Source organism: archaeon (assembly GCA_016432545.1).
GTDB lineage: Archaea > Thermoproteota > Nitrososphaeria > Nitrososphaerales > Gagatemarchaeaceae > UBA183.
Genome location: CP066694.1, coordinates 36,010 through 49,717, shown reverse-complemented (window position 1 = coordinate 49,717; position 13,708 = coordinate 36,010). Strand labels below are relative to the sequence as shown.

The following is a 13,708-nucleotide window of genomic DNA, read 5'->3' as shown; positions in this document are numbered from 1 at the left end:
CGATTGGTGCGAAAAGGAGGACGGAGACAAGGCCTAAGGTCGCTCCCACTGCAACTACCATTGGAGATCCAAGGGGGAGCAAGAGATAGACCTGCGTTCTAAGGTAGGAAAGCGTTTGATAAGGCTGTAATGCGAGACATGAACACTGAGGGCGTCTTGGCTGTAGGCTTCGGATGGGGCCGGTGGGATTCGAACCCACGACCACTTGCACCCCAAGCAAGTATCCTGCCAAGCTAGACGACGGCCCCAGGCGAAGTCGGCCGACCTCCTAGTCGGTTTAAAGGTTGGCAGCCTTCGGGCGTGTTTCTACTTGCTCGGAGACTCGAAGAGGCCCATCAGGTTCCCCTCGCTGTCCTTGAAGTAGCCGTAGGCCCCGAAGTCGCCCATCGACGTCTTCTTGGTCACGGTCTTGCCCCCGTTCTTCTCTATCGACCTCAGAGAGGCGGCGATGTCGTCGACTTGGAGGGTCACGACCGGCCCGGTGAAGGGCTTCTCCAGCTTCATCATCCCTCCGTTGATCGATCCTGGGCTGGTCGGCCTGCCCTTCTCATCGGAACCCTTGGTGCTGACGAGCGAATACTCCATTCCGGGCATCTCGACGTCGTTGGACTTCCACCCGAAGACCTTTGAATAAAACGCCTTCGCGCGCTTCATGTCCTTTGCTGGCACCTCGAAGTGCACAACTCGTCCGTTCATGTCTGCCCGGCGTTTGTCCGGCGTAATTTAAGCCATCTCCGATGCGTCGGGCCAGAACGGAGGCGAGTGTGAAAGTGAAGGCCCTAATACCAATTCGTCGATTCAGCCTGCGATGTACGTCCAGATGTCGATACACAGACCAAGGCCTGGCAAGGAGGCCCTGGTGGTCGATTCGATGCACAGGTTCCAAGAGGCGCTCAAGGGCAGCCCTGGATTCAGGTCTGTTGGGACTTACAAGGACCGGAGGACAGGTTGGCTGGTGGGAATCGCACTCTGGGACGATTTCGACTCAATGGTCGCAGCCAGGCCCAGGATGGAAGAGTCCACGAAGAACGACCGGTTCGACGAATGGGAGGAGGTCGAGGTCGAGTCCTTCCGGCTGGACGAAGTCTGACTAGGCGGCCTGGATCTTCAGCTCCTCCAGGAGCTTTGAGTAAGAGTAGTCTGAGCCTTCCGACTTGTACGCTGACAGGGCCTCAAGTATCCCTGATGTGTCTCGGACTCCGAGGACCCTTCGGACCAGTGGCGAGACCTTGCCCCCTATCAGAAGGTACTGGGCTGCCGTGGTAACGTTCCTTGGCCGTCGGGCCGTCCCCGCCGACTCGAAGTCGATGATCCAGGGGAGCCCCTCCGCCATGACTGCATGCTTCCTCAGGTTGCTCAGCTGCCCGTGGTCGATTCCCATTATGTCGAGCTTCCTGCACTGGTTCAGGAGGGCGTGGAGCATTTCTCTTACCGCATCTCTGGTGCCCGTACCCTTAAGGCCGCGCACCCAGTCTTCTACCTCCTGGTGTTCGAGGAGCTTCATGAGGATGAAGTCCTTCGAGTGAGCGCGAACTTCGGGCCCGATTCCGAGTCTGTTCGCCATCCTAGCGACGCGGACCTCGCCATCCATGTTGGGCCTGTTCGCGTCGAGCCGCCTGACCTTCAATGCCTCGACCCCTCTCTCGGTCTTTGCCCTCACGACCACGCCGACTGTCCCTATCCCTAGGAGGCCCAGCCTGCCGATCTTGGTCTTCCCTTGGAAGACCAACTCCTCGACCCCGAGCTTCTCGAGCTGCTTTACCCTCCTCTTCGCGTGGCTGAGGGATATCCTCGGGTAGGTGAGGACTCGGATGTAGGGCGTGCTCGTCAGCTGCGCGAGGGTCGCGCGCTCAGAATGCGTTGGTGAGGAGCTCGTTGATTCCACTTTCAAGCCATGGGCTTGCGGCAGCAGCCTTCCTGAGTCCGGGCCCCTGAAGAACCCTTCCGGTCTTCTTCAGTGAACTCTCGAGGTCCTTCGAGGCCCCGAAGGAACCAGCCTCGCCCGCCATGAGATGTTCGAGGAGGTCGGTGACCCGGATATACTTCCGGCGCCTAACCAACCTGACCCTCGCGTCGTCGTCGACCCACAAGAGGTTGGCCTCTTTCCTGTTGGATGAGATGAAGGCCGACACGTCGCGCGACCTGTCGACGGTGGGCCCGATCCTCTGCTCCAGGTGGGGCAGTTCTCGGAACTCTGGAAGGAGCAGGATCGCGCTCTTGCGGGCGTTGTCAGAGGCCCCCATCGCCCTGGCAACGTGGAACCCACTGACCTCCAAGTGCCTGACTACGTGCTTCATCGTCTTCCGGATCTCCCCCCATAGGGTGTCTTCGCTGAGGGGTGGGTGCGAGAAAGTGAGGGCGACTACGTCGTCAGCCAGGCCGGACCTCTTCTTCCTGTTCATCGGCTCGAACTGGGCCGCCTCCGGGTGCCTTAGAAACTCTCTGGAGGCCATGACCATGACCCCGAGCTTCTCACCGGAGACTGCAATGCCGAGGTCTCTCTTCTTGTCGACGGGATCTGGGAGGACGAAGAGCTTCTTGGGGTCCTGAGGCTTGATCGTCGCGAAGCTCTTCAGCACCCTTTCGAAGGACCCGTGTTTGTAGACCAGCACTTCTGCCGCGTATCCGCTGAAGCCGCGGATCTCGATTTCAGCCCCGTAGACCCCGGCGGCCTTCATGAATCTCTTGAGAACCTTGACCTCGGCCTTGACTTTGGCCGGGAGCCTCCGGATGAGACTGACGTGGTACGGCGACCTGTCGGCTGCGCTCTTCCACTCCCCCTTGCGGACGTCGAAGCATGGCACGACGTTGACCCTCACCCCGTCGACGATCGCCTCTGTGTATGGATGTTGGGCGTACTTCTTGCCCCTCGCATGGCCCCGGGTCGCGGTTCGTCCCACTTCGAGCCCAACTTGTTCGAACCTCTCTTCGGTCGTAGAGGGGTCGATCTTCACGTAGATGTCGATGTCCACGTTCTGAGGGAGCCAAGTCCCCTTTGCCAGCGAGCCTCCGAGCAGGACCCCCCTTGTTTCGGGATGCAGCGCCGCCGCCGCCCTGGTCTTGGAGAGCAAAGACTTCGAGAGGGACCTCACGCGCGACTCCTCCTGAGGGGTCGGCTCTACCTCCAGGCGTACTTGCTTGAGCACCCTCGTTAAGGTCTTCAATGCAGGGGATACACTCCCAGGTCTCGATAAGAAGGGCCTACCGGCGAGAGGACGCTCGACTTTAGCTTGAGCTCTCCTGCGGTGAAGGCGCCGAATGGAGTGTCAGCGTGCTCCCGGAGCACTTTTGCCAGACGGCTGACCCCGCGGCTTGAGCGAATCCTGGCGACCGTCGCGTGGGGAGTGTAGGGCCTTGAGTCTGTCTCTCCAATCCCTGCGAGTGCTCCGACTACTGCGGCTGCAAAGGCGGTCACGCTGGTTCTGCCGGGTTCTCCCACCCCGACCCAGACTATCCTCGCGTCCGCCGGCCGGGGGAAAGCGCCCACTCCCTTCACCTCGAGGGCCGCGCCCTTCAGTTCAAGTTTCTTCAGTCGCGCCGCTGCCTTTTTCGCCTGCGCCTCGCTCACTTCCCCCAAGAACTTCAGGGTAAAGTGGATGTTGCCCCTCTCTACGGTCTTGAGGTCCGCGCCGGTTTCAACTAGCTCTCTCTGGACCTCTCCGATCGCATCGAGGGCCTTGGGGTCGGAGATTTCGAGGGCGACGAAGACTCGCAACGTATCCCTTTTTTGGGAACTTGATTTAAATCCGCTATTCGTCGGAGGTTGGCGAAGGTCTTCGGCGTGTACATAGCTGCGATCACTGGGATGCCCGGCGCAGGAAAGTCCACGGCGGCCAAGGCCCTGGTGGCGGGAGGGTGGACGAGGGTAGTGATGGGCGATGTGATAAGAGAGGAGACGAAGCGCAGGGGCCTGGAGCCTGATGCGAAGAACACAGGAGAGGTCATGAAGCAGCTCCGCGCTGAGCGAGGCGAGGCAGCAGTCGCCGAGCTTTGCATGAAGTCGGTGGAGAAGGCCGGGTCTGAAAGGGTCGTAGTCGACGGGATCAGGTCCATCTCCGAAGTCGAAGAGTTCAGGAAGTGGGCGAAGGTCCTGCTCGTCGCCGTCCACGCGTCGCCCGCAAGGAGGTTCTCTCTCCTCAGGGAGAGAGGGAGGGCCGACGACCCGCTGACCCGCGAGATGTTCGCGGAGAGGGATCGGAGGGAGCTCGGGGTCGGGATTGGAAGCGCGATAGCACAGGCGGACGAGATGGTTTCCAACGAACACTCGACGGCATCGCAACTCTCGGCAAGCATGCTCGAGATCGTCGTGGCCTGGGCAGACAACGTTGAGGCCTGAAGTCAGGGCCAGGGTCACGGTAGGGGCACCGCTCAAGCCCTCCGAGGATCCCGAGAAGGTCTTGCGGGCATTGCAGAACGTCCTCGGCGAGGGCGGCGAGTTCCACATCGGCAAGAGCGAGGTTAGAATGGACGTCGGAGACCTGTCGGCGTTGGAGAAGATACACGACCAGCTGAGAGACAGGCACGTGCGTGCCGCAGGGAGGAGGATCCTGCTGAGGAGCATCGACAGAGGGACCGCGACGATCCTCCTCAACAAGCAGGCTGCAGTTGCCGGAGTGGTGGCCCTCTGCGGGAACGAGGAAGAGTCGCCGCTGGGAGCTATCCGCATCAGGATATCGTCGCCCAAGATCGAAGAGATTGTAGACTGGCTCACGGCCTACGAAGGCGGATAGGGCACTTCGACGCGGGCCCCGTCAGAGGCAGCTACGGTCCGTCGGAAGACCCTCCTCGCCTCGGAGACAAGGCTCGAGACGTCAGAGTACCTGGCGCTGAAGTGTGTGAGGACCAGCTTCCTCACCTTGGCACTTCGGGCCAGCTTAGCGGCTTCGACGCAGGTGCTGTGCTTTCTCTCGACTGCCTTCGCCCAGTCGGCCCCCTTGAACGTAGAGTCGAAAATCAGGAGGTCGGACCGGAGGAAGAACCTTGCAAGGCGCGGGCTCGGGCGGGTGTCGCCGGAATACCCGATCTTCCTCCCGTGGCGCCGTTGTCCTGTGACATCAGTTGGCCGGAAGACCTTCCCGGCGAACGAGGCGGTCCTGCCTCCCTGGAGCCTCGACCACAGCTTGCCTTCGGGAATCCCCAGCGCCTTCGCCTTCTTGGGATAGAAGACTCCTGGTCTCTCGTGCTCCTCTACCATGTAGGAGTAGGCCTCCACAGAGTGGTCAGCTCTAGCAGCTCTGATCCTGAACGACTTCGTCTTCGCCAGGACCCCTGGCCTGGAGGTGATGAAGTTGATCTTGAAGGTGAGCCCGACGTTGAGGAGCTCCGAGGTGACCTTGAGCCACTTCGAGAGGGCCGCCGGCGCGACCACGGTGAGCGGCTTGGTCCTCTGCGCAAGGCTCATTGTCTGAAGCAGGCCCAGGAGCCCGGTCACGTGGTCTCCGTGGAGGTGCGTGACGAGGACGGTCATGTCCTTGTTCAGGCCGAGGCCCTGCGCGAGGAACTGCCTCTGTGCGCCCTCTCCGCAGTCGAGGAGAATGACCTCTCCTTCTCGTTGAATCGCAATCGCAGGGAGGCTGCGGTCTCTGGTGGGTGCGGCAGAGCTGGTCCCCAGGAAGGTGACTGTTAGATTGACCATTGTTAGCTCCTCCTCAGGACTGTAATCGTCCTGGTCAAGAGCTTATGAACGTAGAGATGATGCTCTTCATCAATCGAGACGGACCCGCTCCCCTTAAGCGGCACCTGCTGAGGGTGCATGACAACGGCCCTCCCCCCAGGCCTTAGGGCCTCAGACAGCGTTCCCATGAAGCCCTCCGCGACCTTGGATGCGTCGGAGCCGCGAGTGCTTGACAGACGGCCGTAGGGGATGTCTGTGGCAACCGCGTCGACCCTTGTCAACGGGAGCGACATCGCGTCGCACCTGATGACGCCCTCCCACTGCTGGTCGAAGCGCCGCATGTTGGCAAGCCCTCCCCTCGTCATTCGCGAGTCCCTGTCTGAAGCAAGGACCCGAGCCCCGACGATGAAGGCCTCCAACGGTATGCTTCCGGTCCCGCAGAACGGGTCAACGAAGGCCTGGCCTTCGGTACACCGGGTCAGGTTGAAGAGGGCGCGAGAGAGCTTCGGGAAGATTGCCGAGGGGTGGAAGAAGGCTCGCTTGCGCGGCCTTCTGAGGGACCAGTCCTGGAGCATCTGCATGGGCCGCGTGAGGGCCAGGTACTCCCGTCGGCCCCGGACCAGGGTAATCTCGAAGTCCGGACTCCTCAGGTCGATGCGACCCTCGATCCCCTCGAGGGTCTTCCTTGGGTCGACCTGGGTCGCCTTTGGAGAGAGGTCGAAGGACCGAAACCGGAACGTCCGGCCCTCCAGGAACTCCGACGCTTCCCCGGGGCTCGAGAGGAGCCTCCCCACCCTTCTGGAGAAGGCGACCCTCCTGGACACCAAGTCAGGAGCGGCGTCGGACTCCGAGAGGAGTACTCTCGGTTCGGGCTCCTCGAACTTCGCTTGCGGGTCGTAGGCAAAGAAGAGAGCCTTCGCCTCCGCAGCAGGGATGGTGCTCCCTTCTCCGGAAAGGAGGACGAGGGATCTATTCGTCAAGCGTCCCGAGGTGAGCCGCGATGGCTTCTGAGACGTCGACCTTGCTGAATTCTCCCGGCACAGTGTTCGTGCTGATGATTTGGTCTATCCCCGCGCTCTTGAGCTTCTTCTCGGCTCCTTCGACGAAGAGCCCGTGGACGCAGATCGCTGAGACCTTCTTGGCGCCCTGCCTCAGTGCCTGCTCGGCGGCTGCCTTCACGGTGCCTCCTGTGCTGATGATGTCGTCCACAATCAGGACGTCCTTCCCCTTGACGTCGATCTTCGAGTCGTCAACCTTGACCTCGCCGCTGCTCCTGTCGCGGGTCTTCGAGAGCTGCAGGAATTTGGCGCCGTAGAGCTGTGCGAATGCCTCCGTCCTCTTCGACCCACCGAAGTCGGGCGCGATCACAACCGGGTCGTTGGCGCGGACGTGCGACCTCGCATACTCCACCAGGCTGGGTATCGCAGACACGCTATACGTGGGGAAGGAGAAGAGGGACAGGCCTTCGGCGGAGTGGATGTCCACGGTGGCCAGCCTTCTCACTCCTGCGGAGCGCATTAAGTGGGCGATTATCCCTAGCGTCACACCCTCTCCTGGAAGGAACTCCTTGTCCTGGCGGGCATAGCCCAAGTATGGGACCACGGCGGTGACCCTCGCTCCGTCCTCGCTGAGCTTGTGAGAGGCCGTCAAGAGCTGGAAGAGGTGCTGGTCGACGGGTGGATGCGTCGACTGAATGAGGAAGATGCTCTTGCCTGAGACCTTCTCGTCCAGTGTGAATTTCGATTCCCCGTCTGGGAAAGCCTTGAACGTCGCGTTCAGGACGCCGAGCCCGAGCTTCTCCGCTACAGCCTTGGCGAGGTCCTGGGAGGCGGGCCCGCCGAGGACGAGCTTCTCGACCACTTCGCTCCTTGTTTTGCCCTCTCTCATCCATATTTAACGGATTACGCTCGGAAACGCCGGTCGCGAAGGTTCTAGGAGAAAAGTTAAGGATACGTCGGAGTTAGCGTGTTCCGAATCGTGGACCAGATCTGCCCCGAGTGCAATGTCGGGATAATGATGTACGACATCCCCACAAAGAGATTCGGCTGCAAGAACTGCGGCGCCTTCCTCACGAGGGACCAGCTCTCTGACGCAAGGTACAAGGCCAAGGCTCCGGTCGACGATGAGAGAAGGAAGAGAGCCAGGCAGCAATCGGACTACCTTGAGTGGTGGCTGAGCGGAAACAAGGACAAGTAGAGCTTCCCTTACCTGGCCCAGGGTGCAGTTCGTGGACCCGAGAAGAACCGCTCCAAGGCCTTTCTCGTCCCCTTGGTCATGCTGAGCTTCTTCACTTCAGCTCTTGAGAACCACCCCGAATCCGAGGACTCGCCGTTCGGCTCGATGCGCGTCCCGAGAGCCCTAGCTACATAGTCGACAAGGATGTAGTGGTACCTTGGCCTGGAGGCACCGTCGAGGTGGATGTCCGTCGAGACGCCTAGGAGTCGTTCGAGCTTCACCCGGAGGCCCGTCTCTTCCTCGACCTCTCGCAGGACCGCCTGTTCGACGCCTTCGCCCAGCTCCACAAGTCCTCCAGGCAACGCCCACTTCCCCTCGTTCGGGGGGAACCTCCTGCGGAGCAGAAGGACCTTCTTTCCCCGGTACACGACCGCTCCGGCTCCGACGAGCGGTGCGGATGGATAGACCCTCCTTACCTTCACGAGCTTCGAGGGCCCTGGAGTCGTTTTAAGCCTGAGGAGAGACGAGGTGCGGGTTGGTCAGGGTGGAGATGCTTGCAGTGGGGAGAGAGCTTCTCATCGGGCGGACGCTTGACACGAACTCCAACTGGGTCGGAAGGAGGCTCGCGACCCTTGGGGCCAAGTTGAGCAGGACTTCCACAGTCGACGACGAGCTCGGCGAGATCGTTGGGGCGCTGCGAGAGAGCATGGAAAGGAGGACGGACTTTGCAATCGTGGTCGGAGGACTCGGGCCCACCCCTGACGACATGACCCTGAGAGGAGTTGCCGCCGGGCTCGGCTTCGGACTTCGCACCAACCCGAGGGCCATGGCTATGATCGCTGGCCACTATGAGGGCGCGGGTCTGGGCCGCGTCCCGATGACGGCCGCAAGGAGGAAGATGGCGCTCTTGCCGGAGGGCTCCGAACCTCTTGAAAACGAGACGGGGACGGCCCCTGGAGTCAGGGTGGTGTCTGGAAGGGCCGTCATCTTCTGCCTCCCGGGGGTCCCGCTCGAGATGCGCCGCATGTTCAGGAGGAGCGTCGAGCCCGAGCTGAAGAAGGCGTTCGGCAGGGTTTATCGTCATGCGGCAACTCTCAAGCTGGAAGGAGTGATGGAGTCCGCCCTGGCGCCGGTGATAGAAAGGCAGCTCAAAGCGCGCCCCGGTACCTACATCAAGTCCCACCCGAGGGGCATCGAGGGAGGGCTTTCGATGATCGAGCTCGACGTCGCTGTTGTTTCGGACGACGCCGTCGCTTCGAGGTCCGAGGTGGAGGCCGTGGTCATGGAGATCGTCCGTGCCGTCCGCAGAGCAGGAGGAAGGGCCAGGCCCGTGAAGGCGAGGTTGTAGGGCTCGTGGACCTGATCTTCATCGCGGGAACGGCGGGGTCCGGGAAGTCGCTCCTGACGGGCGCCCTGAAGAGTTGGTATGTGGGCCGGGGGGAGGACGCCATTGCGCTCAACCTCGACCCCGGAGTCCTGAACCTCCCTTACGAGCCTGATATCGACATCAGGGACACCATAGACCTTAGGCAGGTCATGGAGGATTACGAGCTGGGACCCAACGGGGCCCTGATACTCTCTGCCGACCTGGTCGCGACCAAGCTTGCGGCCATCCAGGAAGAGATTGACGCTTTCAAGCCCGAGTACGTGGTCGTCGACACGCCCGGTCAGACAGAGCTCTTCGCGTTCAGGGAGAGCGGGGAATTCATTGTGAAGGAGATGGCGGCCGAGTCGAAGGCCCTTCTCTTCCTCATCGACCCGCTCCTAGCGACCACGCCCACCAACTTCCTCTCTCTCGCGCTGCTCTCCGCGTCCGTCGGGCTGAGGCTCAAGGTCCCGAGGCTGACGGTGCTTACGAAGAGAGACATCGCGAAGGAAAGCGTCAAGAGGATAATCGAGTGGAGCCGGGACGCGAAGGTCTTCGAGGACGCGCTTGCGGCGACCAAGGACAGCGAGCAGTACAGCCTCTACTCCGAGCTCTTCAGAGGGATGAAGAGGCTCTCCTTCGGAGCGGACCTATACCCGGTGTCCTCGGTGACCCAGGAGGGGCTCATCGCTCTGGTCGGGGAACTGGCCAGGATCGGGCGGGGCGGGGAAGAACTCACCGACTGAGCTTCAGAAGAAAGTCCTGGAGGATCTTCCCGGTCACGGCAGGCTTCTCCAGCGGTAGCATGTGACCGGCGCCCTGGACGAGCTCCAAAGAGGCGGCCTGCATATTCTTCGCGAGGAACTCCGACCACTTCGGCGGGGTCATCCTGTCGTCCTCGCCGCAGACGACGAGCGTTCGGGCGCCAATCGAAGGAAGTTGTCTCCTGACATCGAACCCGTCGCACGCGAGGTAGTCGTTGAGGAAGACGGGCAGGTTCGAGAAGGAAAGGGCGGCCCGAGCTTCCCTTCCGAGGCCCACGTCGATCTTGAAGTAGCTCATTGGGGTAATCGTCTCTTCGATTGTCTTCATCGGGGCAGTCCTGAGGCCCTCGACTATCTTCGGGTCGACCCCCAATTTCGCGCCAGCGCCGACGAGAATCAGGCCGCCCACACTCTCCGGGTGGTCGATCGCCAACTGGAGGGCGATGGCACTACCCATCGAGTGGCCGCACACGACGGGTCTCTCCACTCCGATCTCGGCGATGAACCCGCCAACCGAGGCCGCGTATTCGTGCACGGTCTTGCAGGTGATGTCACCAGACGGGTGCCCGGGGAGGTTGACTGCGAACGCTCGACCGGTCCCCGCGAGCTCGCGCACCGCCCCGCGCCAGATGAGGTTGGTCCCTCCTGCGCCGTGAATCAACACGCAGTTCGCAGGAGCCTGGTGGACGAAGTGGTCCAGCAACGCCCCTTCGTCGTCAGGTCCCGATTTAATCGTGGCGTGAGGTCGAGAGGCGGAGGACGGGAATACAGATAAAACAGAAGCGAAGGCCCGGCAATTCGAATTGGGAACCATGTCGCCCGCCGAGAACCTGAAGAGGCTACTCGAAGGAGAAAAGATCGTCGTCGCCCCAGGGGTCTTCAGCCCGTCGGTGGCGAGGCTGGCGGAGAAGGCAGGATTCGAAGCAGCCTACTTCTCAGGGGCGGGCTTTTCCGGACTCCTTGGGCTCCCTGACCTGGGGATCACGACGCTCTCGGAGGTCGCCAGAGCTACGCGTGAAATCACTTCCAAGGTCAAGATCCCTCTCTTGGTCGACGCGGACACGGGCTTCGGCGAGGCCCTAAACGTGGGCAGGACGGCCTTCGAACTCAAGGCTGCAGGAGCCGCCGGGATGCAAATCGAGGACCAGGTGCTTCCCAAGAGATGCGGCCACCTCGACGGCAAGGAGCTCGTTCAGGCGGACGAGATGGTCAAGAAGGTGATCGCCGCCAAGGAGGAGGCCGGGAAGGAGCTCCTCGTCGTGGCGAGGACGGACGCCAGGGCCGTGGAAGGAATCGACGGCGCTGTGGAGAGGGCGCTTCTCTACGAGAAGGCGGGCGCAGACGCGATCTTCCCCGAGGCCCTCGAAAGCGAGGCCGAATTCTCAGAGTTCAGGAGGAAGGTAAATGCGCCCCTGGTCGCGAACATGACAGAGTTCGGAAAGACCCCCTACATGACAGCTGCGCAGTTCCAGGGACTCGGCTACAACATGGTGCTCTTCCCGGTCACCGCGTTCAGAGCCGCGATGAAGGCTGTGGAGAAGGTCTTCGAGGGCCTGAAGGCGGGCGGGACTCAGAAGCCGATGTTGGGGTGGCTCATGACGCGGGAGGAGTTCTACGAGCTGATCGATTACTACCGGTATCAAGAGGCGGACAAGAAGACGATGGACGCAGCCAAGAAAGTTCACGGTGGGAGTTAGTGCCCGGGCAGCTCAAGGTGCCGAGAGGGCTGGCTGGAGTCTCAGTTACTGAGACTGCGATTGCAAAGTCGGATGCGGACGGGGCCCTCGTCTACCGCGGGTATCCCATCAGTGAGATCGCAGGCAACGCCGGTTTTGAAGAGACGGCGTACCTTATCCTGAAGGGAAGGCTTCCAAAGAAGGACGAGCTGAGCGCCTTCACGACAGGGCTGACCTCGGGGATGAAGGTCCCTGAAAAGGTCTTCAAGATAATGAGAGAGCTTGGACCCGAGGCCCACCCGATCGACGCCCTCAGGACCTCGGTCTCCGCACTCGGCAGTCTGGACAGGGCCTCGGGGGTCGAAGCTCAGCAGGCTTCCATAGAATCAAAGATGGCGGTCCTCGCCGCCAACTGCTACAGGGTCCCGCGAGGCGAGGATGTGCGAGGGCCCACGGAAGGACTGAGATACTCGGACAACCTGCTGCAGATGCTGACGAAAAAGGAGGCGACCGAGTATGAGAGGTGGACCTTCGAGAGGGTGCTGATCTTCTACATGGAGCACGACCTGAACGCCTCCTCGTTCACGGTAAGGGTGGTTGCTTCGACCCTCGCCGACCCGTATGCAGCTGCCTCCGCGGGCCTCGCAGCGCTGAAGGGTCCTCTCCATGGCGGCGCGAACGAGGTGGCGATGCAGACGCTGCTTGAAATCGGTTCGCCAGAGAGGGCTGCGGCGTTCATAGAGAAGTCCTTCAGGGAAGGAAGGAAGGTCATCGGCTTCGGGCACAGGGTCTACAAGAAGTTCGACCCCAGGGCGCGACTGTGCAAGGACTACCTTCTGGAGATTCTCAAGAGGAGGGGAGGGGACGACACTCTGTACAGGCTCTGCGACGAGGTCGAGAGGGAGATGTGGGCGAGGAAGCAGATCCCCCCCAACTTGGACTACTATGCGGCACCGATCTTCTACCTGTTGGGGATCGAGATCCCCCTCTACACCCCGATCTTCGCGGCGAGCAGGGCTTTTGGATGGATGGCGCACTACTCGGAGCAGGTCACGGAGAACAAGCTGATCAGGCCCGATGCGACCTACGTGGGACGCTCCGACCTGAAGTATGTGCCCCTCGCTGAGAGGTAGCCCTAGGGTAGAAGCCTGGCGGCAGCCTTCGACACCGTCAGCTCCCCGGAGAGGACCTTCCTCGAGAGGGCCTGGACCTTCGATTCGTCGAAGCGCCCATAGGCGTCCACGAGCCGTCCCCTGGCAGTCTCGACGATCATCCCTCTGATGCTCCTCAGTAGCATGTCGCGGTCCCCGGATGCGACCCGCTCCCTCAGTCGCTCGAGTGCAGCCTCAAGCTTGTCCAGACCTTCACCCTTCAGGGCACTGACCTTGACCACTGCCGGGCTGCGAGTCCTAAGACCGCGGACGAGCCCGAGGAGGTTCACCACCATGGCATCCGCCCCCTCGAGGTCGGACTTGTTTACAACGTAGACGTCGCCCACTTCCATCAGGCCTGCCTTGGAGGCCTGCACGTCGTCGCCCAGGCCCGGCATGAGGACGACAAGGACCGCATGCGAGACCCCGACCACCTCGATGTCTGACTGGCCTATGCCGACGGTCTCGACGAGCACGACGTCGAAGCCGGACGCGTCGAGGAGCTGTATGACAAGGGAGGTCCCCGTGGAAAGGCCCCCAGGCCAGCCTCGCGAGGCCATGCTCCTGATGAAGACCCCTCTGTCGCCCGCGTGTCTCGTCATGCGGACCCGGTCTCCGAGCAGGGCTCCACCTGTGATCGGGCTCGTGGGGTCTACTGCGACGACGCCGACCCTGAGCCCCTTGCGCCTGTAGGCGGTGACCAGGCGGTCGACGAGGGCGCTCTTGCCGGTACCGGGCGGCCCGGTTATCCCGACTACGAACGCCTTGCCCGTCCTTCCGATCGAGTCCAACAGCTCGGAAGAGCCGCGCCCCCCGTTCTCGACCAGGGTGATCGCCTTTGCTAGGGCCCTGCGGTCCCCCTTCTTTACCCGAGATGCGAGCGAAGCCGATGCCAAGTGCGAAGTGCACCTTCCATGTCCGCCATTTTTATCGGTTCGATGAATCCTTTATGACAGGGCCGT

The 13,708-nt window shown here is 61.7% G+C and carries 18 protein-coding genes and 1 tRNA gene; 8 read left to right on the top strand and 11 right to left on the bottom strand.

The window, feature by feature from the left end:
• Nucleotides 1-174 precede the first annotated feature (174 nt).
• Together HY247_00300 and HY247_00295 are read right to left on the bottom strand one after the other, a co-directional pair.
• Nucleotides 175-248 (bottom strand) — tRNA-Pro (locus HY247_00300).
• Between the two features lie 58 nt (nt 249-306).
• Nucleotides 307-696, bottom strand: a complete 390-nt coding sequence (locus tag HY247_00295) for a VOC family protein (protein ID QQG48800.1) — start codon at nt 694-696, stop codon at nt 307-309.
• Nucleotides 697-808: 112 nt separating this feature from the next.
• Between HY247_00295 and HY247_00290 the strand changes: the two genes are divergently transcribed.
• Complete coding sequence (locus HY247_00290; GenBank protein QQG48799.1) at nt 809-1,090, top strand: hypothetical protein; 282 nt, start codon at nt 809-811, stop codon at nt 1,088-1,090.
• On the opposite strand, the gene HY247_00285 is transcribed toward HY247_00290, so the two are convergent.
• The 3 genes from HY247_00285 to thpR are packed head-to-tail and all read right to left on the bottom strand — an operon-like array spanning nt 1,091 to nt 3,715.
• On the bottom strand, nt 1,091-1,891 hold the full coding sequence (locus HY247_00285; GenBank protein QQG48798.1) for a serine/threonine protein kinase: 801 nt from the start codon (nt 1,889-1,891) through the stop codon (nt 1,091-1,093).
• Complete coding sequence (cca, locus tag HY247_00280; protein ID QQG48797.1) at nt 1,851-3,164, bottom strand: CCA tRNA nucleotidyltransferase; 1,314 nt, start codon at nt 3,162-3,164, stop codon at nt 1,851-1,853. The genes HY247_00285 and cca overlap by 41 nt, the downstream gene beginning before the upstream one ends.
• On the bottom strand, nt 3,161-3,715 hold the full coding sequence (gene thpR / locus HY247_00275) for an RNA 2',3'-cyclic phosphodiesterase (GenBank protein ID QQG48796.1): 555 nt from the start codon (nt 3,713-3,715) through the stop codon (nt 3,161-3,163). The genes cca and thpR overlap by 4 nt, the downstream gene beginning before the upstream one ends.
• 90 nt (nt 3,716-3,805) lie before the next feature.
• Between thpR and HY247_00270 the strand changes: the two genes are divergently transcribed.
• On the top strand, nt 3,806-4,336 hold the full coding sequence (locus HY247_00270; protein ID QQG49499.1) for an AAA family ATPase: 531 nt from the start codon (nt 3,806-3,808) through the stop codon (nt 4,334-4,336).
• A complete protein-coding gene (locus HY247_00265; GenBank protein QQG48795.1) occupies nt 4,326-4,730 on the top strand; it encodes a hypothetical protein in 405 nt (134 codons plus the stop codon). The genes HY247_00270 and HY247_00265 overlap by 11 nt, the downstream gene beginning before the upstream one ends.
• Here the strand turns inward: HY247_00265 and HY247_00260 are convergent.
• From HY247_00260 to HY247_00250, 3 genes are read right to left on the bottom strand one after another with little or no spacing between them, the layout of a single operon-like run.
• A complete protein-coding gene (locus HY247_00260; protein ID QQG48794.1) occupies nt 4,715-5,635 on the bottom strand; it encodes a ribonuclease Z in 921 nt (306 codons plus the stop codon). The genes HY247_00265 and HY247_00260 overlap by 16 nt on opposite strands.
• Nucleotides 5,636-5,637: 2 nt before the next feature.
• Nucleotides 5,638-6,594 (bottom strand): hypothetical protein, encoded by a 957-nt coding sequence (locus HY247_00255; protein QQG48793.1) that lies wholly within the window; start codon nt 6,592-6,594, stop codon nt 5,638-5,640.
• A complete protein-coding gene (locus tag HY247_00250; GenBank protein QQG48792.1) occupies nt 6,584-7,474 on the bottom strand; it encodes a ribose-phosphate pyrophosphokinase in 891 nt (296 codons plus the stop codon). Before HY247_00250 ends, HY247_00255 begins: the two co-directional genes overlap by 11 nt.
• A 117-nt stretch (nt 7,475-7,591) precedes the next feature.
• Between HY247_00250 and HY247_00245 the strand changes: the two genes are divergently transcribed.
• Entirely contained in the window at nt 7,592-7,810 is a 219-nt protein-coding gene (locus HY247_00245; GenBank protein ID QQG48791.1) for a hypothetical protein, read from the top strand.
• 8 nt (nt 7,811-7,818) lie between these two features.
• Here the strand turns inward: HY247_00245 and HY247_00240 are convergent, their stop codons facing one another.
• Complete coding sequence (locus HY247_00240; protein ID QQG48790.1) at nt 7,819-8,271, bottom strand: NUDIX hydrolase; 453 nt, start codon at nt 8,269-8,271, stop codon at nt 7,819-7,821.
• A 53-nt stretch (nt 8,272-8,324) separates the two neighbouring features.
• Here HY247_00240 and HY247_00235 point away from each other — a divergent pair, with 53 nt between their 5' ends.
• A complete protein-coding gene (locus HY247_00235) occupies nt 8,325-9,137 on the top strand; it encodes a hypothetical protein (GenBank protein QQG48789.1) in 813 nt (270 codons plus the stop codon).
• A gap of 5 nt (nt 9,138-9,142) precedes the next feature.
• On the top strand, nt 9,143-9,901 hold the full coding sequence (locus tag HY247_00230) for an ATP/GTP-binding protein (protein QQG48788.1): 759 nt from the start codon (nt 9,143-9,145) through the stop codon (nt 9,899-9,901).
• On the opposite strand, the gene HY247_00225 is transcribed toward HY247_00230, so the two are convergent.
• The gene (locus HY247_00225) at nt 9,891-10,622 is read right to left on the bottom strand and encodes an alpha/beta hydrolase (GenBank protein QQG48787.1); all 732 of its coding nucleotides are present in this window, start codon (nt 10,620-10,622) and stop codon (nt 9,891-9,893) included. The genes HY247_00230 and HY247_00225 overlap by 11 nt on opposite strands.
• Nucleotides 10,623-10,731: 109 nt before the next feature.
• Between HY247_00225 and prpB the strand changes: the two genes are divergently transcribed.
• Nucleotides 10,732-11,616: a methylisocitrate lyase gene (prpB, locus tag HY247_00220; GenBank protein ID QQG49498.1), complete on the top strand. Its 885-nt coding sequence runs from the start codon at nt 10,732-10,734 to the stop codon at nt 11,614-11,616.
• The gene (locus HY247_00215) at nt 11,616-12,728 is read left to right on the top strand and encodes a hypothetical protein (GenBank protein QQG48786.1); all 1,113 of its coding nucleotides are present in this window, start codon (nt 11,616-11,618) and stop codon (nt 12,726-12,728) included. Before prpB ends, HY247_00215 begins: the two co-directional genes overlap by 1 nt.
• Nucleotides 12,729-12,730: 2 nt before the next feature.
• Here the strand turns inward: HY247_00215 and meaB are convergent, their stop codons facing one another.
• Entirely contained in the window at nt 12,731-13,642 is a 912-nt protein-coding gene (meaB, locus tag HY247_00210; protein ID QQG48785.1) for a methylmalonyl Co-A mutase-associated GTPase MeaB, read from the bottom strand.
• Nucleotides 13,643-13,708: the final 66 nt, after the last annotated feature.